Source organism: Algoriphagus formosus, assembly GCF_002807035.1.
In the GTDB taxonomy this organism is placed as follows: Bacteria; Bacteroidota; Bacteroidia; order Cytophagales; family Cyclobacteriaceae; genus Algoriphagus; species Algoriphagus formosus.
Window position 1 is genome coordinate 1,198,182 of record NZ_NIUC01000001.1, and the last position, 25,944, is coordinate 1,224,125.

Annotated in this window: 26 protein-coding genes, 1 tRNA gene and 1 riboswitch; of the genes, 17 read left to right on the top strand and 10 right to left on the bottom strand. The window is 41.4% G+C overall.

The genetic code is table 11. The features are described from left to right. The first annotated feature begins 27 nt into the window (after positions 1-27). The 6 genes from yidC to lepB all read left to right on the top strand — a co-directional run bounded on the left by yidC (position 28) and on the right by lepB (position 6,218). Complete coding sequence (gene yidC, locus CDH51_RS05330) at positions 28-1,830, top strand: membrane protein insertase YidC (RefSeq protein ID WP_100627577.1); 1,803 nt, start codon at positions 28-30, stop codon at positions 1,828-1,830. 271 nt (positions 1,831-2,101) lie between these two features. Next, positions 2,102-2,893: a ParA family protein gene (locus CDH51_RS05335; RefSeq protein WP_100627579.1), complete on the top strand. Its 792-nt coding sequence runs from the start codon at positions 2,102-2,104 to the stop codon at positions 2,891-2,893. Next, the gene (locus CDH51_RS05340) at positions 2,886-3,797 is read left to right on the top strand and encodes a ParB/RepB/Spo0J family partition protein (RefSeq protein WP_100627581.1); all 912 of its coding nucleotides are present in this window, start codon (positions 2,886-2,888) and stop codon (positions 3,795-3,797) included. Before CDH51_RS05335 ends, CDH51_RS05340 begins: the two co-directional genes overlap by 8 nt. A gap of 2 nt (positions 3,798-3,799) precedes the next feature. Further along, a complete protein-coding gene (locus CDH51_RS05345; protein ID WP_232724751.1) occupies positions 3,800-4,408 on the top strand; it encodes a DUF5683 domain-containing protein in 609 nt (202 codons plus the stop codon). Then, positions 4,409-5,131, top strand: coding sequence for a 4-hydroxy-tetrahydrodipicolinate reductase (gene dapB, locus CDH51_RS05350; protein ID WP_100627585.1), 723 nt, complete (start codon positions 4,409-4,411; stop codon positions 5,129-5,131). Positions 5,132-5,141: 10 nt separating this feature from the next. Further along, entirely contained in the window at positions 5,142-6,218 is a 1,077-nt protein-coding gene (gene lepB / locus CDH51_RS05355) for a signal peptidase I (protein ID WP_100627587.1), read from the top strand. A gap of 41 nt (positions 6,219-6,259) precedes the next feature. On the opposite strand, the gene ung is transcribed toward lepB, so the two are convergent. Then, positions 6,260-6,922, bottom strand: a complete 663-nt coding sequence (gene ung, locus CDH51_RS05360) for a uracil-DNA glycosylase (protein ID WP_100627589.1) — start codon at positions 6,920-6,922, stop codon at positions 6,260-6,262. 63 nt (positions 6,923-6,985) lie between these two features. Here ung and apaG point away from each other — a divergent pair, with 63 nt between their 5' ends. Further along, positions 6,986-7,372, top strand: a complete 387-nt coding sequence (gene apaG, locus CDH51_RS05365; protein ID WP_024281717.1) for a Co2+/Mg2+ efflux protein ApaG — start codon at positions 6,986-6,988, stop codon at positions 7,370-7,372. Positions 7,373-7,513: 141 nt separating this feature from the next. After that, positions 7,514-8,158, top strand: coding sequence for an O-methyltransferase (locus tag CDH51_RS05370; RefSeq protein ID WP_232724752.1), 645 nt, complete (start codon positions 7,514-7,516; stop codon positions 8,156-8,158). Here CDH51_RS05370 and CDH51_RS05375 read toward each other — a convergent pair. Beyond that, positions 8,152-8,736, bottom strand: coding sequence for a class I SAM-dependent methyltransferase (locus tag CDH51_RS05375; RefSeq protein WP_100627592.1), 585 nt, complete (start codon positions 8,734-8,736; stop codon positions 8,152-8,154). The genes CDH51_RS05370 and CDH51_RS05375 overlap by 7 nt on opposite strands. 15 nt (positions 8,737-8,751) lie before the next feature. Between CDH51_RS05375 and CDH51_RS05380 the strand changes: the two genes are divergently transcribed. The 4 genes from CDH51_RS05380 to rplI all read left to right on the top strand — a co-directional run bounded on the left by CDH51_RS05380 (position 8,752) and on the right by rplI (position 10,932). Next, complete coding sequence (locus CDH51_RS05380; protein ID WP_100627594.1) at positions 8,752-9,681, top strand: hypothetical protein; 930 nt, start codon at positions 8,752-8,754, stop codon at positions 9,679-9,681. Positions 9,682-9,832: 151 nt separating this feature from the next. Continuing rightward, positions 9,833-10,204: a 30S ribosomal protein S6 gene (gene rpsF, locus CDH51_RS05385; protein WP_024281713.1), complete on the top strand. Its 372-nt coding sequence runs from the start codon at positions 9,833-9,835 to the stop codon at positions 10,202-10,204. Next, positions 10,201-10,452 carry a 30S ribosomal protein S18 gene (gene rpsR / locus CDH51_RS05390; RefSeq protein WP_024281712.1) on the top strand — a complete coding sequence of 84 codons (252 nt, stop codon included), beginning with the start codon at positions 10,201-10,203 and terminating at the stop codon, positions 10,450-10,452. Before rpsF ends, rpsR begins: the two co-directional genes overlap by 4 nt. Before the next feature lie 36 nt (positions 10,453-10,488). Then, complete coding sequence (gene rplI / locus CDH51_RS05395) at positions 10,489-10,932, top strand: 50S ribosomal protein L9 (protein ID WP_024281711.1); 444 nt, start codon at positions 10,489-10,491, stop codon at positions 10,930-10,932. Between the two features lie 51 nt (positions 10,933-10,983). Here the strand turns inward: rplI and CDH51_RS05400 are convergent, their stop codons facing one another. Continuing rightward, positions 10,984-11,235 (bottom strand): hypothetical protein, encoded by a 252-nt coding sequence (locus CDH51_RS05400; RefSeq protein ID WP_024281710.1) that lies wholly within the window; start codon positions 11,233-11,235, stop codon positions 10,984-10,986. 281 nt (positions 11,236-11,516) lie between these two features. On the opposite strand from CDH51_RS05400, the gene CDH51_RS05405 reads away from it, so the two are divergent. Continuing rightward, positions 11,517-11,589: transfer RNA gene (locus CDH51_RS05405), tRNA-Gln, on the top strand. A 23-nt stretch (positions 11,590-11,612) separates the two neighbouring features. Here the strand turns inward: CDH51_RS05405 and CDH51_RS05410 are convergent. The 3 genes from CDH51_RS05410 to CDH51_RS05420 all read right to left on the bottom strand — a co-directional run bounded on the left by CDH51_RS05410 (position 11,613) and on the right by CDH51_RS05420 (position 18,268). Continuing rightward, positions 11,613-12,341, bottom strand: a complete 729-nt coding sequence (locus tag CDH51_RS05410) for an EcsC family protein (protein ID WP_100627596.1) — start codon at positions 12,339-12,341, stop codon at positions 11,613-11,615. Between the two features lie 99 nt (positions 12,342-12,440). Continuing rightward, positions 12,441-15,152: a M14 family metallopeptidase gene (locus tag CDH51_RS05415; protein WP_100627597.1), complete on the bottom strand. Its 2,712-nt coding sequence runs from the start codon at positions 15,150-15,152 to the stop codon at positions 12,441-12,443. 101 nt (positions 15,153-15,253) lie between these two features. Continuing rightward, positions 15,254-18,268 (bottom strand): hypothetical protein, encoded by a 3,015-nt coding sequence (locus CDH51_RS05420; RefSeq protein WP_100627599.1) that lies wholly within the window; start codon positions 18,266-18,268, stop codon positions 15,254-15,256. Positions 18,269-18,468: 200 nt separating this feature from the next. Here CDH51_RS05420 and CDH51_RS05425 point away from each other — a divergent pair, with 200 nt between their 5' ends. From CDH51_RS05425 to CDH51_RS05440, 4 genes are all read left to right on the top strand, one after another. After that, a complete protein-coding gene (locus CDH51_RS05425; protein ID WP_100627601.1) occupies positions 18,469-19,395 on the top strand; it encodes a ribose-phosphate pyrophosphokinase in 927 nt (308 codons plus the stop codon). 25 nt (positions 19,396-19,420) lie between these two features. Beyond that, a complete protein-coding gene (locus CDH51_RS05430) occupies positions 19,421-20,002 on the top strand; it encodes a 50S ribosomal protein L25/general stress protein Ctc (protein ID WP_100627603.1) in 582 nt (193 codons plus the stop codon). Positions 20,003-20,075: 73 nt separating this feature from the next. Continuing rightward, positions 20,076-20,636 (top strand): aminoacyl-tRNA hydrolase, encoded by a 561-nt coding sequence (pth, locus tag CDH51_RS05435; protein ID WP_100627606.1) that lies wholly within the window; start codon positions 20,076-20,078, stop codon positions 20,634-20,636. A gap of 62 nt (positions 20,637-20,698) precedes the next feature. Further along, positions 20,699-20,806: riboswitch (SAM riboswitch) on the top strand. 93 nt (positions 20,807-20,899) lie between these two features. Further along, positions 20,900-22,066 (top strand): trans-sulfuration enzyme family protein, encoded by a 1,167-nt coding sequence (locus tag CDH51_RS05440; RefSeq protein ID WP_100627608.1) that lies wholly within the window; start codon positions 20,900-20,902, stop codon positions 22,064-22,066. A gap of 27 nt (positions 22,067-22,093) precedes the next feature. Here CDH51_RS05440 and CDH51_RS05445 read toward each other — a convergent pair whose 3' ends face one another. From CDH51_RS05445 to CDH51_RS05460, 4 genes are all read right to left on the bottom strand, one after another. After that, entirely contained in the window at positions 22,094-22,555 is a 462-nt protein-coding gene (locus CDH51_RS05445; protein ID WP_026944896.1) for a CBS domain-containing protein, read from the bottom strand. Positions 22,556-22,663: 108 nt separating this feature from the next. After that, positions 22,664-24,202, bottom strand: coding sequence for an FG-GAP repeat domain-containing protein (locus tag CDH51_RS05450; protein WP_100627610.1), 1,539 nt, complete (start codon positions 24,200-24,202; stop codon positions 22,664-22,666). Then, on the bottom strand, positions 24,199-24,936 hold the full coding sequence (locus CDH51_RS05455; protein WP_232724753.1) for a copper homeostasis protein CutC: 738 nt from the start codon (positions 24,934-24,936) through the stop codon (positions 24,199-24,201). Before CDH51_RS05455 ends, CDH51_RS05450 begins: the two co-directional genes overlap by 4 nt. Further along, positions 24,936-25,916 carry a N(4)-(beta-N-acetylglucosaminyl)-L-asparaginase gene (locus CDH51_RS05460; RefSeq protein ID WP_100627612.1) on the bottom strand — a complete coding sequence of 327 codons (981 nt, stop codon included), beginning with the start codon at positions 25,914-25,916 and terminating at the stop codon, positions 24,936-24,938. Before CDH51_RS05460 ends, CDH51_RS05455 begins: the two co-directional genes overlap by 1 nt. Positions 25,917-25,944 lie beyond the last annotated feature (28 nt).

Here is a 25,944-nt window from a genome sequence, read left to right on the forward strand (position 1 = left end):
TCCCGGTAATTCCGGGCAATAGCATTTATGGATAGAAATCAAGCGACAGGACTGATATTATTTGCAGCAGTCATCCTTATTTACTCGATTTTCTTTGCCTCAGGGCCTGAAATTGATCCAAGTGAAGAAAGCATCGCAGTAGAAAATACTGAAACTCCCAATCAGGGAAGTGTTGAAGAATTTCCGCCGATCCAAAAAGAGGAAACTGACTCCCTATCAGAGGACAAAATCAACAGATACGGTGTCTTAGCCACACTTACTCTCGGTAAGGAGGAAATAGTCACTTTGGAAAATGATGTCATCAAAGTCGATGTATCTACCAAAGGCGGTACCATCAAAAATGTAGAGCTAAAGGAGTACAAAACATGGGAAGGTAAGCCCCTCCTTCTTTTGGATGAAGAGTCCTCCTCCATGTCTCAACAGCTAGAGACTACCAAAGGGCCTGTCCTTTTGGAAGATTTCTATTTCTTTCCCGAACTGACTTCAGAGACTTCAGAGGATGGCAAGCAGATTCAAGTTCTCACACTACAAGCCGGGACGGAAAGTGGTACATTATTACACCGATTTCAATTAGAAGAAGGTTCATATCAAGTCAAAAAGTCCTTTGAAATTGACTATTATCAAGGGGTGTTTACCCAAAACCACTTGAGCATTTCTTGGAATGATGTGGCGAGAGCCCATGAGCAGGATTTGGCTGAGTCTCGTAGAAAAACAGAAGTCAACTACTATACAGCTGAAGGTTCCTATGAAAACCTTGGCGTAGGAGATTCTCCAGAGGCCGAGAGCCCAACCGAAGCTGTAAAGTGGATAGGTTTTAGCCAGCGCTTTTTCACGGCAGGGATTATAGCTGACCAAAATTTCTCCAATGTTAATGTAGCTCAAAGCACCCCTACTGACAGTGCCTTTGTCAGACAAATGGAAGCGAGCTTTGACGTTCCTTTGACAGAGGGAAAGGCTGATTACACCTTTTACTTTGGACCAGATCGATACAAAGTACTTAAGCAAGTAACAGAAGGGTTTGAGAAAAACGTTGACATGGGGTACTTCTTTGTCAGCTGGGTGAATAAGTACATCATTGTTAATCTATTCGCATTTCTTGAGAAATACTTCAGCAATTACGGAGTAATCATCATTTTGATCGTATTGATTATTAAGTTGGCCTTATCTCCTCTAACCTATAAGTCCTACATCGGAATGGCGAAGATGAGGGTGATAAAGCCTGAAATCGACGAGCTTAAGGAAAAATACGGAGAAGATCCTACCAAGATGCAGCAAGAGCAAATGAAGCTATTTTCGCAACTTGGCGTTTCGCCAGTAGCGGGTTGTCTTCCTTTACTCTTCCAGATGCCCTTTCTATTCGCGATGTTCTTCTTTTTCCCGAACTCAATCGAACTTAGACAGGAATCCTTCCTGTGGGCCAATGATCTTTCTACCTACGATGAGTTTATCAAACTGCCATTTACTATCCCATTTTATGGTTCTCACGTCAGTTTATTTACTTTGCTGATGACCATTTCGCAGATTGTTTACACCCACTTCAACAATCAGCTGACTACGGCCACTGGCCCGATGAAAAATTTAGGATACATCATGCCAGTAATGTTCATGTTTATCTTGAACTCATATCCAGCAGGCTTGAGCTTTTACTACTTTGTTTCCAATATGGTGACTTTTGGTCAGCAGGCATTGATCAAGCTGTTTGTAGACGATGAAAAGATTCGCCAAAAAGTAGAAGCCAATAAGGTCAAAAACGCAAATAAGAAGAAGTCCAAGTTCCAACAAAGACTAGAAGATGCCATGAAGGCTGCCGATGCAAATCGGAAAAAATAAATAAGAAAGGGCTTCGGCCCTTTTTTTGTGGATTAGGCTGATTCGTGTTTCGAATCAAATTGAGTATCACTTGAGAAACTTTAACAATCAGGCATACCATTCTCCGCTAACTTTGTTATCTTCTTGATCTTCAATCAAAACAAATAATCTAGCCTAGAACAGCATTCAAAAAACCAAGTAATTATTTGGACTGCTTCCTAGAAAAAAGAAAAAAATGAGTCGGCAGAGCCGGGATTTTGTTTAATATTGAGGTTAAATTTATTGTATCATCATGGGAAAAATCATTGCAATCGCCAACCAAAAAGGTGGAGTAGGAAAAACTACTACCGCGATGAATCTTGCTGCCAGTTTGGCGGTTTTGGAGTACAAAACCTTGGTGATTGATGCTGATCCACAGGCAAATACAACTTCAGGCCTCGGGCAAGACCCAAAATCCATCAGTACCAGCATCTATGAGTGCATGGTGGATGGAATTCCCGTCGAGGAAATCATCATCCATACCGAAATCGAATACTTAGATCTTGTCCCTTCTCACATAGACTTGGTCGGTGCAGAAGTGGAAATGATCAATATGGAAAACCGTGAGGAAAAGATGAAGGAAGTCATCTCTGGTTTGAGAGAGAAATATGACTTTATCATCATCGACTGCTCTCCTTCCTTAGGTTTGATAACGATTAATGCACTGACTGCGGCCAATTCGGTAATTATCCCTGTGCAATGTGAATATTTCGCATTGGAAGGTTTAGGTAAGCTTTTGAATACGATCAAGATCATCCAAACCAGACTCAACCCTGACTTGGAGATCGAAGGAATTCTTTTGACCATGTATGATGTGAGACTCCGCCTATCCAATCAGGTTGTAGAGGAAGTTCGCCTCCATTTCAAAAACATGGTATTCGAAACCATCATTCCAAGAAATGTGCGATTGGGCGAGGCACCAAGCTTTGGATTACCGGCTATTGCTTTTGATGCAGAAGGAAAAGGATCCATTGCTTACCTCAACTTGGCTAATGAGATTGCTGAGAAAAACGGACTAAAAAAACCAGAACAAGCTCATGGCTGATAATAAACCCAACCGAAAGAAAAGTGCACTTGGTCGCGGCCTAGGAGCCCTTCTTCAGGATAGTCCTGCCAAAAATAAAGGGGAAGAGATCCTTCCTGAAGTTCAGAAGACCGGTATCTTTGAATTGGAGCTTTCTCAAATTCAAGTCAATCCTTTTCAACCTCGAACCCACTTCGACAAAGAAGCGCTTGAAGAACTTGCAGAATCCATTCGCGTCCAGGGAATTATCCAGCCAATCACAGTTCGAAAACTGGATCAGAACGAGTATCAACTGATCTCAGGTGAGCGGAGATTTCAAGCATCCAAGCTTGCCGGCTTGGAAAAGATACCTGCATACGTAAGGACAGCCAATGATCAGCAAATGCTGGAAATGGCCTTGATCGAAAATATTCAGCGGGAAAATCTTAATGCGCTAGAAATCGCACAATCCTATCAGCGACTTTTAGCTGAGTGCAATCTCAAGCAAGAAGAACTAGGCGACCGGGTAGGAAAAAACAGGACTACTGTCAATAATTATCTACGATTACTGAAACTTCCTCCATCGATTCAAGCAGCTATTCGAGATCAAAAACTATCAATGGGCCATGCCCGGGCACTTATTAATGTGGAAGACATTGATAAGCAATTGGCGATCTTTAAGAAGGCAATTGATGAAGAGCTAAGTGTAAGAAAAGTAGAAGCCCTTGTCAAAGCATTGAATGAGGCACAACCAAGTAAAAAGGAAAAGCCCGAATTAGATCCTGTCAAAAAATATGAGTTGAACAAGCTTCAGCAGCGATTAGCATCTCATTTTGGGACGAAAGTGGCCCTCAAATCTGACCCAAAAAACCGGGGAGAAATCAAAATCCCTTTTCATTCAGCATCTGACCTCAATAGAATTCTCGAAATTCTTGAAATCATTTGATTTTGCGTAGCCATCTACTTTGTAAAAGAATCCTCTCCAACTTAAGTCGCATTGGAGCGATGGGGGTTCTCTTTTGGCTTTTGGCCTATTCCGCAGCCTTCGCACAGCAGGATACCATACGAGTAGAAGAGCGAAAAAGTAAAAAGGAAAAACCTGATTACTCTTCACTACCAAAAAACCCAAGAAAAGCCACTAGGCTATCGGCTATTTTACCTGGAGCTGGACAGGTTTACAATGGTAAAGCATGGAAGGTACCAATCCTTTATGCAGGATTCATGGCTGATATTTATTTCATTGGCTATAATAATAGAAGATACCAAGTTTTCAGAGAAGCGCTATTTGCCTTTGATGATGGAGAACCCAATTTATTCCCTAGTCTGAATCGGGATGCTTTAGTCCGAAATGTAGATTACTGGAGACGAAATAGAGACTTGACTATCTTGCTTCTTGGAGTCATTTACGCTTTGAATATCATCGATGCCAATGTCGATGCTCACCTTTCCGGCTTTGATATCTCAGACGAGCTCAGTCTTGCTATTGAACCAAGCATGCAACAATTCGCAGCCCAAAACCAAGCCTTGGGCCTAAGTGTAAAATTGAAATTCAAATAAATGAACATTATTATTCTAGGATATGGGAAAATGGGAAAAATAATCGGTGAAATAGCCGAATCCCGAGGCCATTCTATCCTTGCAAAAATTGACGAAAACAACCGAGAAACGCTCAATGACTTGGATCTATCCAAAGTCGATGTAGCGATCGAGTTCAGCCAACCTGAAGCTGCCGTCACCAATATAACTTGGTGTCTAGAGAATGGAATCCCAATTGTATCAGGTACCACTGGCTGGTTGGAACACAAGCCAAACATAGAGAAATTAGCAATCGAGAAAGGTACTCCCTTTTTCTATGCCTCAAATTTTAGTATCGGTGTAAACATATTTTTTAAAGTCAATCAGTATCTTGCCAAACTGATGGGTGAAACAGCTGGCTATCAAGTAGAAATAGAAGAAATTCATCACACAGCTAAAAAAGATGCACCGTCTGGCACAGCCATCACCTTAGCTGAAGCAATCTTGGACGCCCAGAGTGACCTGAAGGACTGGTACCTGTCCGGGGAAGCGCCCGAAAATGGACAAAAACTTCCGATCATTTCTAAGCGCATTGATCCGGCACCTGGTACACATATCATACGCTATCAATCTGAAATCGATGATATTGAGATTAAACACACGGCTCACAGTAGACAGGGATTTGCGCTTGGCGCGGTTTTAGTTGCCGAATGGATACCTGGAAAAAGTGGAGTATTGAATATGAATGATTTTCTGTCTTTTTGAATATTAAAGTATGAGTTCGAAGAATAAAAAGAAAAAATCTGCTGCGAGGGAATGGCTCGATGCCTTAGTTTTTGCAGTAGTAGCGGCCAGTTTGATCCGCTGGTTATTGCTGGAGCCTTTTACCATTCCTACAGCTTCTATGGAAAAGTCCCTATTGGTGGGAGACTTCCTTTTTGTAAGTAAAATGCACTATGGGACCCGTATTCCCAAAACCCCACTGCAGGTACCCCTTACTCATCAAAAGATTTGGGGAACGGAAATTCCATCCTACTCTGATGCCATCCAACTCCCCTATTATAGGCTTCCGGGCTTTGCAGATGTGGAGCGAAATGATGTAGTGGTGTTTAACTACCCTGTCGAATTTGAATATCCAAATGACCTGAAGACCAATTATATTAAACGGGCAGTCGCTGTTCCGGGTGATGAATTGGAAATCAAAGATGGGGATCTCTACATCAATGGCGAACTGGCCATGAAACCCGAAGAAATGCAATTTTCCTACGATGTCCTGACTAGTAGAATGCTAAATGCAGATTTTTTCGCTGATTATGGAATTAACCCGGCAAGCTTCATGGCTTTATCAGATGGCTCAGGGTATATTGTGTTTGCTACTGATTTGGTAATTGACAGACTAAAGGAATCTCCTCTGGTCACAACAGTAAGAAAGCGAATCATGTCACCAAGAGGCGAAGACAGAATTTTCCCTGATGGAATGAAGATGGGTTGGAACAGAGACCAATATGGACCATTGACCATTCCAGGAGAAGGTACAACGATCGAATTGAATGCAGATAATATCTTGCGATATGGCTCCACCATCAAAAACTATGAAGGCCACGAGCAGGTAGAGATAAGAGAAGATGAACTTTTGATCAATGGACAAAAAGTTGATAGCTATACCTTCAAACAAAACTATTACTTCATGATGGGAGACAATCGTCATGATTCGCTTGATTCACGCTATTGGGGTTTTGTTCCTGAGGATCACGTGGTAGGAAAAGCCTGGTTCCTTTGGCTTTCACTGGATGAGTTCGAGTCATTCTTCAACAAAATCCGTTGGAGCAGAATATTTAAAAGTATCGAATAAAGAAAAGGCCCTTTGAGGGCCTTTTTCTTTTGCTGTTTATTTCACCAGTCGATTGTTTTCAATCCTTGCTTTTCTAAATATTCATTCGCCTGTGAGAAATGGCGACAACCTAAAAACCCACGATGGGCCGAAAGCGGGCTCGGGTGAGGAGCTTTCAATACCAGATGCTTTGACTGATCGATCAAATCAGCCTTTTTCCCCGCATAGGCTCCCCACAGCAAGAATACCACATTTGATTTGCCATCGCTGATCCGTTGGATCACCCGATCTGTAAATTCCTCCCAACCTTGTTTTTGATGAGAACCCGCCTCTCGCGCTCTGACAGTAAGTGTGGCATTCAGCAGGAAAACACCTTGTTGAGCCCAACGGGTTAAATCTCCATTTGGAGGCATAGCTTTTCCTATGTCAGACTGGATTTCTTTGAAAATATTTAGAAGACTTGGAGGAAAAGGAACTCCGGGCTTTACCGAAAAGGAAAGCCCATGCGCCTGACCCGGGCCATGATATGGATCTTGTCCTAGTATGACGACTTTCACTTGATCAAAAGGACACTGGTCAAACGCGTTGAAAATAAATTTTCCTGGTGGAAAAACTGGCCCTTTCTCGTATTCAGACTTTACAAATGTCACTAGTTTTTTGAAAAACTCTTCATCAAAAATGTCGTTCAAAACATTATTCCAGGAATTTTCAATTTTTACTTTCATAGGTAAAAGTATTGATTTTCAAAGGCTTCATTGTATATTTGGAAACTTTTAATATTATTAAGAATGGTCACAGCAATCACTCAGGGAATAGAAGTCAGTATAGAAGTCACCTATCAGGCCGAATTTTCTAGCCCTCTACAACATCATTATGTTTTCACCTACAAGGTAACCATTCATAATAAAAGTGACATTACCGTTCAATTGTTGCGAAGGAGATGGGAAATTTCTGATGCAGCGGAAAACCGAAAAATTGTGGAAGGTGATGGCGTGGTCGGACAGCAGCCCACACTAGAACCCGGACAAAGTCATAGCTATGTATCAGGATGTAATCTTCGTTCTGGCTTGGGTAAAATGAAGGGAAGCTACACCATGCGAAAAGTCTATAATGAGAAGGAGTTTGATGTAGAAGTTCCTGAATTTCAAATGATTGCTAATATTTTTCACAATTAAGATTTCTTGATCAAGAGTCTATTTCCATTAAAAGGGTATTTTCAACATTGGCTTGAAAAAAAAAACAAAGCCTCTTTACAAAACCCTCATCTTGTTTCTTTAGTTTCTGAGTTGGAAATTTTTCTTGAGGAAAGAAAACACTTGGATCTTGACATTGAAGATTGGCGGGCTCAGTTACTTCAAAATCATCAAACTATTGAGGTCTTAGATCTGGGAGCAGGTTCTAAAAAAGTACCGTCTAATCGACGAAAAATCTCCGCAATCACAAAATACTCTACATCGGGAAGAAAATTCGCCCAACTCTACCAATACTTTGCCTCACTCACACCAGCTAATCACCTTTTGGAACTGGGAACCTGCATGGGTCTCACTACCCGATACCTACACCGGGTTGCGAAGGGAAAGTTAGCTACCTTCGAAGGCTCAGAAGCTATCCAAAACACTGCTAAAAGAGGCCTGGAAAGCAGCCAAGTAGAATTTATTCTTGGAGATATTAGCGATACCCTGCCAAGATATTTGTCGGAAAATAATCAAGTGGACTTTGCTTTGGTAGATTCATCACATACTTATCAAAAAACAATAGAATTTACAGATTTACTGATAAAGCATTGTGACTCAAAAAGTATTTTGGCGATAGCTGATATCTATTGGTCCAAGGGGATGAATCGAGCTTGGCAGGAGCTGAAATCACGAAAAGAAGTCCAATTGAGTCTGGACTTTTATGAATGTGGGATTTTGATTTTTGATTATCCCGGAGAGAAAACTCACTTGATCTTGGATTATTGATTTTGAAGCATAACAAAAAACTCTGCCCCCCTTCTCGGAGGAATGGAATTGTAGCAGGGCTCCATTTTTATTATATGGAAGTATTTAGAGAATAACTTTTCATAGTCACTGATATTCCCTCCAAATGGCGGACCTTGCTTTTCAAATTCTATAGAAAATAACACTCCGACAATCTTTCCATTTGGTTTCAATAGGGTTTTCATTTTTTTACAATAGGCCTCCCGCTGGTCCGGATGCAAAGCACAAAAGAAAGTCTGTTCTAAAATCAGGTCATAAACTCCTTCGTGGGTGAAAAAATCTTCGTTTAATAAGTTTTCATCTGGAAATTGAGGGTTGGACTTACTAAATTTTGTTAAAGGGATTTTGGCGAAATCCAGCAAAAAAGTATTCTGGAAGCCTTTTTCAAATGCATAAGCAGCTTCATGCCCATTCCCTCCGCCTGGTATCAAGACTTTGATATCCCGATTCTCAATTTGGTCTAAATATTGTACTAGCGGTGTAGAAGCGTAACCGATATCCCAGCCCGTGGCACCTTGTTCATAGCGCTGGGTCCAGTAGCTCTCATCCAAATAATTCATCAAGCCCTAAGATTTATGGACTCAAATTTTGAAAAAGATTCTCAACCAAAAAAAGACCAAGGCAAAAATATCATCATCATTGTCTTGGTGCTACTTGTAATCATCAGTGGGATCAAGCTTTACACTGATTACGTGGACAGGACCAAAAAGACGGAAGAAATCCTACTCTTATCTACCGAAAACAATCAGCTGAATCAACGCCTAGACTCCGTGACTTATCAGTTGAATCTGCGTATTCAGGAAATCGAGAAGTTGGGTGGAGATATCGCCGCGCTTGAAGAAGTACGCGACCAATTGATAGCCGAGCGAAACTCCAATAGACAGCGCACAGCCAATGAAATCGCCGAACTCAATCGTCGAATTCAGTCATACAATGGTATGCTTCAGGAAAAGGATCAGGAAATCCTAGAATTGAGAGCGATGAATCAGCAGCTCTATGCTGAGAATCAAGATCTCAAAACGACCCAAGCTGAAATCGAAGAAGAAGTTGCTCAACTGAACCTTCAAAAAGAAGATCTTCAGGCCAAGGTCAACGTTGCCTCCATGCTGAAAGCAGAAAATATCACTATTGCAGCTATCAACAGAAGAGGTAAAGAACGGGTAGAGACCACCAAAGACTTTAGAAACCGACAGATCGAACGGATCAAAATCAGTTTCAATTTCTCTGATAACAAGGTAGCTCAGCCAGGCCCTAGAAACGTTTATGTTCAGATTCTTGCTCCAAATGAGCAACCGATCTTTGATGTGGCCAAAGGATCAGGCACATTCACTGTGAATGGAGCCGAGCAGTTCTACACTGTCAAGCAGGACGTCCTTTTTGATAATACCGGAGAACCGCTGACCTTCTACTACGAAAAGGGTTCTGACTATGTCTCAGGAGATCATGAAGTCCGTATCTTTGTGGATGATTATCAGATTGGGTCCAGAACATTCTCAGTGAAGTAAATCATCACAGACATGTCTTTTAAGCCTCTCAAAATCAGAGAGGCTTTTTTTATTGGGTGAGAAAAATAGTTAACAAAGGTTATTTGGATAAAACCTAAAATCAACCTACTTTTGCGGTCTGTTTAATAAATTTCACACAAACACATTCAAAATGTTCCAAAGAAATTACGAGACGGTATTCATTTTAACTCCCGTTTTGTCTGATGTTCAGATGAAGGATACTGTCGACAAGTTTGTAAACTTGTTAAAAGAAGAGGGGGCAGATGTGATCAATGTGGAAAATTGGGGTCTTAAGAAGATGGCTTACGCTATTCAGAAGAAGACAACCGGTTTTTACGTATTGGTTGAGTACAAGGCGGATCCTACAGTGATCAAAAAGTTGGAGACTGAATTCCGACGCGACGAGAAAGTAATGCGATTCTTGACTACCGTATTGGACAAGCATGCGATCGCTTACGGCGACAGAAGAAGAAAAGGAGAGTTTAACAAAAAATCCGAAGCTAAGGAGGAAGCTGCCCAATGACACTATTCAACGAACCAATCAACAGAGGCGAAGTAAAGAAAAAATACTGCCGATTCAAGAAGCACGGGATCAAGTATATCGATTACAAAGACCCTAACTTCCTTTTAAAATTTGTCAATGAGCAAGGAAAGATCCTTCCAAGAAGATTGACTGGTAACTCTGCAAAGTATCAGCGTAAAGTTGCACAAGCAGTGAAAAAAGCTAGACACTTAGCTTTACTACCATTTGTAACTGACGGATTGAAGTAATTCACATCATCCTATCATTCTAAAAGCTAAACAGAAATGGAAATTATACTAAAAACAGACATCAAAGGTCTCGGCTATAAAAATGATTTGGTAAGTGTGAAGCCTGGATATGGACGCAATTACCTCATCCCTCAAGGATATGCCGTTTTGGCCACTTCTTCTAATAAGAAGATCCTAGCTGAAAACATCAAGCAAGCCGCTCACAAAGCTGAGAAAATCAAAGCAGATGCTGAGGAGATCGCAAGCAAGCTTTCTGGCGTAACGCTTGAAATCAAAGCTAAAATCGGTGAAACTGGAAAAATCTTCGGAAAAGTAACCACACTTCAAATTTCTGACGCCTTGGCAGCACAAGGATTTGATATTGATCGAAAGAAGATCGCTATCAATACTCCTGTCGACGGTGCTGGTGAATTTGTAGCAGAGGTTGACCTTCACAGAGAAGTAAAAACTGACGTAAAATTCGTAGTAGTCGCTGAATAATCTCGACTAGGCATCAATAAAAAAGGGCTGAATAATCAGCCCTTTTTTTGTTTAGTTAAGTACCAAGATCTTCTCGAGATCCTCTACCAATTTCTTGGAAACAGCACGGCTGTTTTTCTCACGGGCTGCCTTAAACAATTCTAAGGCTTTCTCAGACTTCTCTACAAGTCCCACTGGATTTTGGTCATTCTTGTAGCTAAACCAGCACCAAGACAATTCAGCAGCCAAAGATTCTCCCACCTTCAGCTTCTCAAGCTTGTTGACTGTTTCGATTACAGTCTTTTCCATTTTTTCTACTTTCATAGCTTTCGAGTTGTGTTTTCTTAAAATTCGAAGCAAAACAAGGTAAATATTTTCATTTTATCAACATAAGTAACTGAATATTAACAGTATTGTAATTTTTCAATCGATTGCGAAGAAAAAATTAAGCGATTTTTTTTCATAATTTTTTTATTGACGTAATGAAAAAGTCTTTAGTTTAAATAAATAATTGAAAAATCTTTCATGTCTAGCTTGGAAAAAAAAATACAGAATTCTACCTTTGTGTCACTTTAAGGGAGGTCGCAAGGACTTCCATCCCAAACTGGTCTATGGTGTAACTGGCAACACGTCTGATTTTGGTTCAGAAGAGTCTAGGTTCGAGCCCTAGTAGACCAACAAAAAGCCCTATTTCGAGAGATTTAGGGCTTTTTTGCTTCTAGCATCCTCAGGCGATAAGCATTCATCGCATTCCTTCCAAGCTGCTCACTTAGCTTATAATTAGCCAATGCTCCGACAGGTGCTCCTACGAGAGGAATGAGCTGGGCAAGCTTAGCTAGGTCAATATAATCGCGATAGTCTAGCTGAAAAGTACGCCAATCAAACTCATCATAAGTCTTAGGAAGATTCTCTTTAAACGAATCCCAATTTTCTATACGCTCGATCAGTTCGTTCCGACGTTTTTGGGAGGAGAAGCTTAGCTGAAAAACATAGAGCAAAAAAAGCCTCTCCTGATAATTCTTGGTATCAAATCCATAGAGAGCAGCTATATCGAAGAGCATTTTCATCTTGATCGCCAGAAAAGCTGGAAAATCCGCAAAACCCATTAAAATCCCTCCTGCCCCCGTGATAGCCCCCTCTGCAGAAGCCGAATTCCGGTACCATTTGATTCGGGTTCGCACTTTCATTTCACGCTCTTTCAAAGAAAGGCTTTCAGAAGCTTTCGGTACAATCCAAGAGGATCCCGTAATGACCGCTTTGACTATATTCTCAATGGCAGCAGTAACTACCTTGTGAATTTTGTCCGGGATAATCTGATTAATTTTTCGCTGCACACCGTGAGTCAGCCTACCTCCTATGGAAGGTGGTTTTTTCATCATATATAGCCATGATGTAAGTTCTGCTTGAACATAGTGCTGATAAGTATCCATACCTCAATAAACGAAATTGATGAGAGGAGTTTAAACTTTGCTGAAAAAAAAAGCCATATCCTAATTAGAATATGGCCTTTCAATTCGGAATCTTAATTATTACTTATAGAGCCCGTTAAACAACATTTTGAATGTCCCATGAGACTGTGCACGGAAGGTGATTTCAGGTCCAAAGGCATAGAATTTACCCTTTCCTAAGCCTGCTTCAAAAGCTGTCACTCCGTTTCTAAGATAAGATTGACCCCAAGCCCAGCCACTTCGAAGCGGCTCTTCTTCACCAAACCAAGCGATCGCTTTTACTCCTTTATTACTTGCTTCAGGAGTAAGCTTGAATACTGGAGATCGGTTGAACATGATATAGGATGTTGATCCCATTCCATAATTGATAGGCTGGGTGTTATCTACATTCATTTCCAAAACTGACCCCGGTATATAGTATTTCTCTCCACTAAGCGGACGCTCTTCTCCATCAGAATTCATTTCTACGAGCGCATCTTTGACTGGTAGATTCAAGTGAAAAGCTAACTCTGTAGCTGACCCGACAGTGATCACTTGCCCTCCATTCTCAATAAACTCTCTGACTGCAGGAACTGACTCTTGAGCGGTGAAATTACCAAGCATATGATGATACTGCTCATCGATTTCAGAAGCATCTGGCTGAGAACGACCTCCCCCACGACTTCCGACTGATGGGATTCCAGGCCCGATGAAGAGCAGCACGTCATAGTTTTCATTCAGGTTGCCCGCATTGATTTCTTGTGCAAACACCTGCTTAAAATCAAAATGAAACTGCTCTAGCATCCATCTTACCCAACCTGACGGCATAGATCCACCATAATAATCATACAAACCTATTCTTGCGGGGCTTATTTCTTTCAGTTCTCGTGGCTTGGAGCTAGGCTTGCCATAGACACCATACTCTTGGGCAGCCTTCTGCAAAATAGTCTTACCAGCTGATCCCACATAAAACGACCCTGCTGGTAAACCATCCACAGTATCGGTAGTTCTGAAAACCTTCACTTTCGCTTTCAATAGATCATTTACAGCCATGAAGGCATTATTTCCTCGAATATCAATCAGGTATCCTGAGCCATTAGCTAAAGACTTGGCTGGTGGAGTCTGTATTTCACCATAAGGAACTGCCTCAAAAGGCCCATCAAAATCTTCCATAATCCGATCAATTTCTGAACCCATCTGAAAGGCAAGTGTCCATCCTGCAGCATCATAAGGGCGAATTGGAGGTCCTCCAGGGTACAAGAAATCATTGGGGTGATCTTGGGGTTCAAACATATCAATCACATGTGGACGAAATGCTTGTGCCGTTTTCACAATGTATGAACCAGCTGGATATGACTTTCCATTGACGTTGAAATCTTGTGTGGCTTTGTGAACTTTTATCCCTGATTTGATCAAAGCATTTAAAAACTTAATCGCAGTAGGAAAATCTGCCTGATCTGCAGGCAAAATATAGCCATAGGGATCCTTGCGTTCCTGATCTTGGTAAACCTCCTCATAAAATTCACGAGGCAAACCTGAACGCCAATTTCTGGAAGCCTGCACCTTTCCTTCATCACGAGCTTTCTCATAAGCATCTTCTACAGCTTGCGCATATTTTGGATAAGGAGTCCAAGTATCCTTTTGGCCTTTCTCTATGGATCTTCTACCCATGAGATAGATATTCCTCAGCAATTCATCCCCATGCCGAACCGCGTGATTGAGAATCGCATAATTCAGCGACACAGAATAATCAATAGAAGTCTTGAAGTGCCAATCTCTTGGTGTGACAGGGTATGGAGTACCATTATTCGGAATCAATCGCTCTGGAACCAAAGGCACCTGAGATGGTGTGGGATTCCCGATAATTTCGGTAAGAATACCTATCTGATTGTGATAATATGGTGTTGTACGAAGTCCACCGTTCCACCAAGTAGAAAAAACTGAGCCATCTAAGCGGGTGTATCCAGGCTTGTCTTCCTGATGCATTCGGTTGATCATCGCAGCACCTACTGCATCTAGGCTGGTGATGATCAATGGGTCAAAAACATGATTAAATGGATCTCGGTATGGAGGGCCTGCCACTACAGATCCTGGAGGGCCTGACTGATGGTGATTGTAGATAATCTGTGGGATCCACTCTACATATTGCTGAAGCGAAATATTGGTAGCCTCAGACATATTGTTCATGTAAAAATCCCGGTTATTATCATGCCCAACATACTTTTGATAAAGAACTGGGATGTTTTGATCTCTTTTTGTCGGGTCTTCCTTTCTCATATACCAATCCGACATGATCTCCATTCCATCTGGGTTAGCATGAACTAATAGAATGATGACATTGTCAAGAATTTTAAGCGTCTCCTCATCATTTCCAGATGCGAGTTCATACAGTGTTTGGATGAGTTGATGTGCTCCTACCACTTCATTCGCATGAAGGCCACCGTCAATCCAAACCACAGGCTTCCCTTGTTTGATGAGTTCCTCTGCTTCCTCCCTCGTCATTTCAGCCCGAGCGAGTTTTTGAGAAATTTCTTTGTAGCGATCCAGTTCTGCAAAATTCTCAGGTGCTGTAACTATCATCATGGGTTGATCCCGCCCAAATTCAGTCTTGCCAATACTGGTCAACATGACTCGATCAGAGGCCTCTGATACCTTCTTGAAGTAAGCCTCAGCTTGGGTAAAGTTTGCCAGCATATAATCATCCCCTATTTCAAACCCAAAATGAGATTGAGGTGTGGGCACTTGCTGGGCTTGAAGTTTTATCCCTGAGAAGAGTAAAACGACTAGAAACAGTTTTAATAAATTTTTTGTCATAAGCGTGATTTGCGATTGATCATTTCTCTAAAATAAACTAAAAAAAAGAGGTCCTTGTAGTAAGTAACCTCTTTATCGGAATTTTTACAGGATCGGAAAAATTAGGATTCGATTTTAATATACTTTTTATAATCAGGATCATTTTTATTCTGCTGAGTCTGAAAACCGCCTGCATTAAAAATCCCTGGTTGAAGCTCCCAATCTTTTAAATCTATCTCGAGAGCTCCTATAGGTATTTTTGAAGCAACGTTTAAGGCCGATGATCCTTCTTTACCTTTTAATATCAATTTCTGAATTTTAGAGAATCTCTCTTGAATTGTCAGATTGAATCCGTAGGCCATTTCTTGATTATTTTCTTCAAAATTGAGTGATTTGAATCCATCCAGAATAATCTTCCCATTCCCCTCTATCCAAAGGTCTGCCTGAATCTCAGAATTGCTCAAATCAACCTCAAACTGATCCCGTACAACTACTCTATTGGGAAAATAAAGCTCCTGTATTTTAGTTCCTTTTTGTTGAAAGCCAAACCGGGCACCTTTTTTATCTATAAAAATTGGGTTAAGGATTACAGGTACCACAGATTTTGGATTGACCAAATGAGGATGATTCGAAAGCTCCACTTCTGGCTCAAACAAATTATCCAAATTGCTATACCAACTTATTCTACCCCCTTTTATTTTAACTCGAAAACTATCATTATCTGTCAATAATTGGCGAAGTCGAAGCCCCTGTGGTCGATAATCAATACGCTCTGAATAGCATGGACTTAAATCCTCATTTACAAAAAACACATTCTCAAAACGGGCTTCAGAGCATAATGAATACATACAAGTTAAAATAGAACCTTTGGGAAAAGTCCTAGATAACTCTTTAGGCTCCACATAAATTCTCTCTGCCTTACCAGAATAGCTTTTTGACAAAACAAGCTCTTCTTTTATCCCTGAATGGGGATCGAAGAGAACTACAGACATTCCTTTTTTCCAACTATCGCTTCCCAAACTTCCAACCGAAAGGGACTTTACAGTTCCAGATAGCTCTTCACTTATTTCGGTCCAAAGAGGCCGGGACGTACTACGGATCATTCCATGAATTTCCACATTCTTCATGACCATGTTTACATTGTAGTCAGTATACATCAAATGCCCCGGGGAGTCATTACCAAAGTTCCAAACGGCTTGGCACCCTTCAATTACTCTTCCATCCAGAAGGTGTTCTAGGGCACTTTTTTCTACTTTCAGCTCAATTGACGAAACCGGATCATCTATAGGCTTATCCAATTCAATTTCAGTATAAGTCACTCTTCGATCTCCTCTTTTTAACCTAGAAGGAGGAGAAGAATACTGCTCGGCAAATTGTGCCCAAGTCTTCCATTTCCGATTGGTTTTGATTATTTCAAACTTTTGGCCTGCAAACGTGAATACATCTCCCTTTTGGACGCTCCACCCCCAGATTTCTAAGACATTAGGGCCTTTTTTACCTATGATTCCATTTTTTGAAAAGTCATCTAGATCTTGGGAAATTATATCGCCTTTTGTAGGAATTTTATCAAAGGTCTTGACCTGCCTTGCAGAAAAGGAGACACCTGACAAGTCTTCATCTCCGTGAACCAACCAATGATCCCCATTAGAGTTCAATCCAACTCTAAATCCATCTACAATTAAATGGACAGTTTCCGAACTTGTACTTGTTCCTCCTGTCCATTCCTGACATGCCAAATGATACCAGCTAAAATTCGGATCATCAAGTTCGATAGTTTGATGATCAAGCATTCTAAGCCTGATTCCTTCAAACCTAAAGGGTTTTAGGGATTCCAATTCTATGAATCTCCCTCGCTGAACAGGGCTAACTCCTTCCCACTCTATACGTAGTCCACCGCTTTGCCTGGCTTTCATATTATTTAAATCTTTCGAAAACCAGTCCCCTTCAAAGCGATAGGTGCAAAACTCCTTGACATCTCTTTCGTCATGAATACCTCCACCATTACAATATCCTTGGTTGGGCATTGAAAAGGAAGTACCCGGCCGAACGAATCCCAAAGCATCTTCCATTGCCTTTCGAATACGATATTGATCTGTGTTTCTAAACCTTTTAAGCCCGTATTGATAACTGAATGCGGAAGAATCAGAAAAAATCAAGCCATTAGGAGACCCAAATTGCACTACTCGCTGTGAATAATTAGAAGGCAAAAATTGCCATTCAAAATTTATATCCACTTTTCCCATGTCCGGTAAATGGAATAGCGCTCCATTTTCGCCAAAGGTTTCACTAAAACTGCCCGGCTGCTCCAAACCTCTCCCAAATTTATCACCATTGAAAGCGTCAGACCACATTAAATGAATAGCTGCTGAAGGTCCTTCCCCTAGAGTTTCAAAGTTCCACGTACTATCGGGAGGCACCACTATTTTCGGCATCCCCAATACTCCATAAACTTGTCCCGCCCTAGCTTTGAGGGTGGATTTTCTATTGATTGAGGACGCCCATGACTCAATAGCAAATCGATTGTCAAAAAAGAAGATTCCATCTTGCTTTTCCATCACCTTGGGGCTTTCAAGGTCCCCTCCATTGTAAGGGAAATCAACGAGTAGATTTTTATCATCCAAAACTTCCAAAACTCGTGAGTAAACAACCGTAAGGGCACCTGGAAAATAATTTCGCCCTCTCTCTGGATATTCAAAACTACTCCTATGTACGCGGGAAGGCTCTAACCACATTCCGATATATTCGGATGAAAAAACGCCCTCTTCTCCTTGATAAGTAACTTTGCAGCGATTGTTGTCTTGAGTCTCATATTTCAGAGTACCCCAAAACATCCGATGGAAGGCGTTCCCTCCAAATTTTTCTAGAGTATCAAATTCATCAGAAGAGTCAACTGGTTTGATTTCTTGGATTCCTATCTTATCCTTTTCTTTTGGTGTATTTTTTTCATCTTCTACAACGTCAGTCACAATCGGTACCACGACCGCATCTTCAATCACTTTTTCCTCCTGAGTTTCCTTTTTATCTGAAAACTCAGCCGAAAAAATTTTCCCATTGATTTCAATTGTTTCTATAGGGACAGGATTCCCATCAGCGTCATTTAGACTTATAGTTAAGTGAAGAGGTTTTGAATGATTCATGTCAAAAAGAGTTTTAAAAAGCTGATATTCTTAAAGATACAGATTCATTAAGGTTCATAAAAAAACCTGAGCATTTTTTTTAAACATCCGGAAAATCAACAAACCATTTAGAAAATCTTTGTCCTTTCCCATCCCCATCAAAAATTCTTACTTTTGTTTCAAATCAAAACAAAACCGCTTCCTTCTAAATCAACCCATTCATGTCCGAGGTCAAAATATTTGCAGGATCAAACAGTACAGATCTTGCCAAGAAAATTTCAAAGAATTTTGGAAAAAATCTTGGCGATTTAACCCTATCGAGATTCAGCGATGGGGAAATGTCTCCAAGCTACAATGAATCCATTCGTGGATGCAATGTTTTTATTATCCAAGGAACCAATCCTCCTAGTGATAATATTCTGGAACTTTGCCTCATGATCGATGCGGCCAAGCGCGCCAGTGCTTACAAGGTCTGTGCAGTTATCCCTTACTTTGGATATGCCCGACAAGACCGTAAAGATCGACCTCGGGTATCTATCGCGGCAAAATTAATAGCCAATATGCTCACTTCAGCTGGTGCGGACAGAATCATGACCTGTGATCTACATGCTGGTCAAATTCAAGGATTTTTTGACATACCATTGGATCATTTGAATGGATCAGCTATCTTTGTGCCCTATTTGCAAATGCTGAACCTGCCGGATCTCATTTTCGCCTCTCCTGATGTGGGTGGTGTAGCTAGAGCAAGGGCTTACGCAAAGCATTTTGAAGTAGAAATGGTCGTCTGTGATAAGCATAGAAAAAGAGCCAACGAAATCGCCTCTATGCAGGTGATTGGAGATGTAGAAGGAAAGGATGTGGTTTTAGTAGATGATTTGGTAGACACAGCAGGTACACTTTGCAAAGCTGCCCAAATAATCATGGACAAAGGAGCTAAATCAGTCAGAGCAATTGCAACGCACGGAGTTCTTTCTGGAAAGGCTTATGAAAATATCGAAAACTCCGCTTTAGCAGAATTAGTCATTACAGACACGATTCCACTAAAACAGAAATCATCCAAAATACATGTACTCACTGTAGCGGACCTTTTTTCAAAGGCAATCCACGCTGTGACAGGTAATACTTCTATCAGCTCCTTATTTATCTAAAAACCAATTTTAAATACAAATACACATGAAAACACTAGAGATTATAGGGTTTAAAAGAGCAAATCTCGACAGTGCGAGTTTGAAAGAAATCAGAGAATCAGGTAGCGTACCTTGCGTAGTGTACGGACCAGGTATCCCTGAGCAGATTCACTTCCACAGTCCTGCTATCCTTTTCAGAGACTTGATCTACACTCCTGAGGTTCACTTGGTAGACCTTAACGTTGAAGGAACTCACATCAAGGCTGTGTTGAAAGATGCGCAGTTCCATCCAGTCAGTGAAGTTTTACTTCACGTGGACTTCATGGCTTACACTGAAGACAGACCTATCAAGTTTGAGATTCCAGTGAAAGTAGTAGGTAACTCTCCTGGTATCACAAAAGGTGGTAAACTAGAATTGAAAACCAGATCATTGAAAGTAAAGGGACTTGCAAAGGATTTCCCTGATTTCATTGAGGTTGATATTTCTAAGCTTGATCTTGGAAAGTCTTTCAAAGTAGGCGAATTGAAGCCTGAGAACTTTGAAATTCTAACGAGTCCAAATGTATCCATCGTGACTATCGGAATTCCAAGAGCACTTCGTGGCAAAAAAGGTGGCGATGAGGAATAATCAATTAGAATCTTGATCAAATCCTGCCTCCAAAGGGCAGGATTTTTTTATTTTCATACAGGACAGCATAAGCATGAAATATCTAATAGTAGGACTAGGTAATATTGGACCGGAATACGAGCTCACAAGGCATAATATTGGGTTTCTGACTTTGGATAGACTAGCTGAAAAAACAGGTGCAGACTGGAAAAGTGACCGCTTAGCCTTCAAAACTGAAATCAAGCATAAAGGGCGAACACTACATTTAATCAAACCTACCACTTACATGAATCTCAGTGGTAAGGCTGTCAACTATTGGATGAAAGAGCTCAACGTATCGAAGGAAAATATACTCGTTCTAGTCGATGACGTTGCTATTCCATTCGGCAAATTACGAATGCGTGCCAAAGGGAGCTCTGCCGGTCATAATGGACTAAAAAACATTGAAGCGCTGTGCGGAGGGCAAGACTATCCGAGACTAAGAATGGGGATTGGAGATGACTTCCCAAAAGGGCGACAGGTAGATTATGTCTTAGGTAGATTTACTCAAAATGAGTTTGATGAGTTACCCATTATGATGGACAAAGCCATAGAAATGATTTTTGGGTTCTGTACCATAGGCATATCCCAAACTATGACCCAATTTAATGACTGATTTAAAAGGGAGATTTGGAAATGACCAAATCTCCCTCTTTATTTGTATCACTTCAGGCAACTGATTTATAAAGAAGAGGCGAGAGAATAGGCTCCATGACCCTCTGGCAACCATCCCGAAATTTCTTCGGGAAAGGTGCCAAATCCTACCCAAATTGGGAACTATAAGTTGGCGTAAAATCTACCCCTATTTCTGGTTCGGTGTGAATTTTTGGGAAAATCTTTATCAGTCGCATAGCCTGATTTTTCCAAAAAAATTAATCTATGGCACATTTCGAAACAGAGTCAATCCGAACCCAATCCCGAACCAACGAGCGGGAACACTCAGCCCCTATTTTTCTGACATCAAGCTTTACATTCGATTCTGCTGAAGAAGCTAGAGCGACTTTTGCTGATGAAACCCCAGGAAATATTTATTCCCGATACGCTAATCCCAATTCCTCAGAATTGATCGAAAAGGTCTGTCGAGCAGAGGGAACTGAAGATGGGGTAGCTACTGCCTCCGGAATGGCAGCGATGTTTGGAAGTATAGCCTCTCTCCTCCAGCAAGGAGACCATGTCTTGGCGGCACGCTCACTTTTTGGCTCTACTCATCAATTACTCACTCGAGTCTTTCCAAAATGGGGAATCACCTCCACTTATGGAGATATTTCGGACTATCAAAACTGGGAAAAGCTTTTACAGCCGAATACGAAAATGCTCTTTTTGGAAACCCCTTCCAACCCAGGTCTGGAAATCATCGACCTGGAGTGGGCAGGAAAGTTCGCCGCTGCACACAATCTGATTTTGGTAGTGGACAATTGCTTTGCGACTCCCTATTTGCAGCAGCCTGCCAAATGGGGTGCCCATATCGTCACGCACAGTGCTACGAAATACATCGATGGGCAAGGACGCGTCTTAGGTGGACTGATTTTAGGCAAAAAAGACCTGATCAAAGAGGTTCAGTTTTTTACCCGACATACGGGTCCTGCTATCTCACCTTTCAATGCTTGGATGCTATCAAAGAGCATGGAAACACTGGCTGTTCGTATGGACAGGCATTGTGAAAGCGCATTAAAAATTGCCAGCTACTTTGAGGGGAAATCGGGCATAAATGAAGTAAAGTACCCATTCCTAAAATCTCACCCTCAACATCACCTTGCTCAAAAACAAATGAGTCAGGGAGGAGGAATAGTAACCTTAAATCTCGAGGGTGGCATCAGTCGGGCACAACGATTCATTGATCAACTACAAATGATCTCTATCACTGCAAATCTTGGAGATAGCCGAAGTATCATTACGCACCCTGCCTCTACCACACATAGCAAGCTTACTGAAGAGGAGCGGGAAAAAGTAGGCATTCACCCTGGACTTATCAGGCTTTCAGTTGGATTAGAACATCCTGAGGATATTGTAAAGGATGTGGAACGAGCCTTGGAAGGATCCAAATAAAAAAGCGACTTAGAGTCGCTTAAAATTTCACCAAGTCGTATGCTTGAGTTTAGGAAAGGCCCGAATAATATCACTGAGACTGATTTGCCCTACTAATCTATTATCCTTCAAAACTGGAAAACGACGTATCTTAAGCTCTAAAAACTTTCCTGCTGCATCAAAAAGCGATAGATCCGGTGATAAAGTCATCACATCTGTGCTCATGTGCTCTTTTACCTTTGCAGGAAACTTCGGTGTATTGGTGTATTTCCCTTTGATGATTTCTTTCAGACAATCTACCTCGGAAATGATTCCTACCAAGCCCCCTGATTCATCCACCACCGGGGCTCCGGATATTTTTCTTTTTGTCAGCACCTCAAGTACCTGGTCAATGGTGTCTTCCGGATGAAAAGTCACCAAATTGGTACTCATGTGATCTCTGACCAAAATGGGAGCCGGAGTATTTCTTTTTGGCTCCGCTAGTCTTACTCCTTGAAAACTTTTAACCATGATTGAGATTTTTTTAAAGCGAACTTATAAACTACTGAATTTAAGCTTGAAATCCAATCATTAAACTAAAAAATATATATTTTCAGACTTTTATTTTGATATAATTGATTAATTAAAAATTTTATTCTTTATCAATAAAATTGGTCGCCACTTTTCAGAAGGTCCTTTGTAAAGGTCATTAAAATCAAAACTACCTACCAAAATATCCAAATCTCCATCCGCATCAACATCTCCTTTTGAAAGAATCAGATAATTGGTATCAAATTGAACTTTTGGTAAATAGGGTTTAAACTGATTCTTGCCCTTATTTTCAAAGAAAATCAGATCCTCTTTTGGTTTTTGACTTTTATCCGGAAAAAAGGAAATCGCTACGATATCCAAGTCCCCATCTTGATCAAAATCAGCGACTTCCACTCCACTTGCACCATACATGGGATAAAACCAACTTTCCTCAAATTCATTTTCACCAAGATTAATGAAAATTCGCACACCATGATAGTTTTTCAAAATCTGGGATTGGTCTGCATTGTCGCCATTGACGAGGACAAGATCCAGTTTCCCATCATTATTCATATCGAGGAGCTGAAAATCACTGGAGCCGAAGGCAGGCTGGAACTGGAGCAAAATCCTTTCGAAAAACCTTCCTTCTCCTTGATTTTCCCAAAGAAAAATACCTTCAGCCGCCTGTGTCATCATCCCTACAATGTCCAAATCTCCATCCCCGTCCCAATCAACCAACTCTGTCTTTCGGGCACCAGGCAGTGCCTTCAATACTACTTCCTCGTTTTCTTCATCCCCACCGAAAAACACACTAAGCTTTCCCAGGTGATTTCCAAATTGCGAAATCACACGATCTTGAAGGCCATCCCCATTTAAATCCCCCCAGGAAACATGAACCGGACGCATTAATTTTTCCTGAATAATATCCTTCATCCATTCTCCCTCATTGGGATCAAATCGAACAATATTACCCAGCGAGTCATTTGATGGGTCCATCAAACCCATAGTCAAGAGCTCGAAAGAATTCCCACTCTTTGATATCGAGACTGGGGCAATGCCGGTATTCAAGGAGTCAAGAAGCGTAGGGTTTTCTGAAACTTCCAAATGAAAGAGTTTTTTGAATCGATGTCCTAGCCAAATCCTCGAATCGCTGTCCACATGAATCATCGTGGTCAAATCAGGATAAACAAAATCAAAGGCTGGCATCAACACCTCAAAGCCAGGAATTCCCAATTCAGGTGCTATCTTTTCTTTCTGTGGAAGAGGAAAATCCGGTGCTTTGGAGAGATAATAATCCCGCAACTTCTCCCAATCATCCTTCTTAATAAGTGGAATGTCAGAATAAATCCCTGAAGGAACTCCTCGGTCTTGAGGTAGCGTAACCCCAAAATCCTCCTCTAGGTATAGCCCCATTCGCATTCGCATATCCGGCAGCACACTTTCTTTCCAGGTTACCTTATCCAAAATGGATGGATCTGGCATCAAATGGCAATTACCACAGTACAATTCGGCTAATTTTTCCCCGTCCAAATTCAGATCCATTTGAGAAAGCTGATAAAGACTAGGGACAGGTTGCTTTCGCTCAGAAATAGGCTCACAAGCCCAGTTAAGTACTAGAAAAAATAAAACTATTAATCTTCCCTTCATTTCCCTGCCTCCAAAAATTCCTTTACCAAATTAGCGTCTATTCCCAGATGGTATTTGAAATCATCTGGATTACTCGTAAAACTAACCTCAGGATTTATAAATTGATTGGGGGAAAGTACTTTTGTTTTGCATGAAGCATGAATCTCTTGAAAGTTTGAATACTTCTGAAGATGACTTACATGCTCAGGCTTTGACCCACCACCAGGCATGATGATAATTCGATCACCCGCCATTTGCATCAGCTTCTCGATCAAATCCATTCCTTCCGTGACGGAATTTCGAGCACCCGAGGTCAAAATACGTTGAAAACCTAGCTGAATAATGGCCTCAAGACTTCTTTCAGGATCTTGGCATGCATCGAAGGCTCGGTGAAAGGTACAGGGCTTGCCTGAAGCTGCTCGAAGCAGGCTCTCACATGCATCATTTTGAATAGCACCTTTCGGGTCCAATACTCCAAATACAAAGCCATCGGCACCAGCTTTTCCAAGGGCCTCGATATCACGCTTCATCACCAAGAGTTCTTTTGGCGAATAGCAAAAATCTCCTCCTCGGGGGCGTATCATTACAAAAACTGGAATATCCAGCTCACTTTTCAGAACTTCCAGCATTCCTACGCTCGGTGTTTCACCCCCCTCGGGAAAATTAGCACATAACTCCAAGCGATGTACCCCAAATCGGGCTGCATCTAGAGCTGATTGTATATTAAAAACGGGTGCTTCTAGTAATATGGACATCAAAAGTGACTTTTGGAGTCAATCAATTCATTATTGGAAAGAGTAGCTTGGGCAAAGTTGAATCCGGGTTGCACGGCAAAAGCTCCGACTTGCCCCTCTTTATTGATAGCGAGAAAGCCTGCTTGAATACCAGCAATATCCTTCCTGTTTTTGGAAATCAATCTTCTTACAGCCTCTTCGCATGCTTCCTGAGGAGTTCTGCCTTGGCGCATCAACTCAACAATCAAAAAGCTACCACAGATACGAATAATAGACTCACCCAAACCGGTGGCAGTTGCTGCACCAACTTCATTGTCTACATAGAGACCTGCCCCGATAATCGGGCTATCTCCCACTCTCCCGTGCATCTTGTAGGCTAAGCCACTTGTCGTACAGCTTCCTGCAAAATTCCCTTTATCATCCATTCCAATCATTCCAATGGTATCATGATTCTCAATATTGATGACAGGCTTGTATTTACTGGTTTTTTTCCATTCATCGTAAGCTTTTTGAGCCTTTGGACTGAGTTTTTCCTCCTCGATGGGAAAACCTTGCGAAATGGCAAATTGTCTCGCTCCTTCCCCTGCCAGCATCACGTGGGGAGTCTTTTCCATCACTGCCCTTGCAAGCGAGATCGGATGCTTCACCTGCCTGACAAAAGCAACTGACCCACAAGATCCATCACCAGTCATAATCGAAGCATCGAGCGTGGTGATACCTTCGCGGTCAGGAAGTCCTTGAAGACCCACTGATAGATTTTCCATATCAAGCTCTGTGTCTTTTACACCAATCTCCACTGCATCAACTATGCTCCCCGTCTGCTTGTATGCACTGATAGCAGCGGCGTTGGCGGGAATTCCATGATTCCAAGTGGATAGAATAAGTGGGCCATCTGCAGGTTTTGATGATGATTGAAAAATCGGCAAAGCCTGGTTCACACCCGGGATTAAAACTGCCGAGCCTAAAAGTGTTTTCTTGATAAATTTTCTTCTTTGAGACATGGAAACTAAATTGGGTTAATTCTTGAAA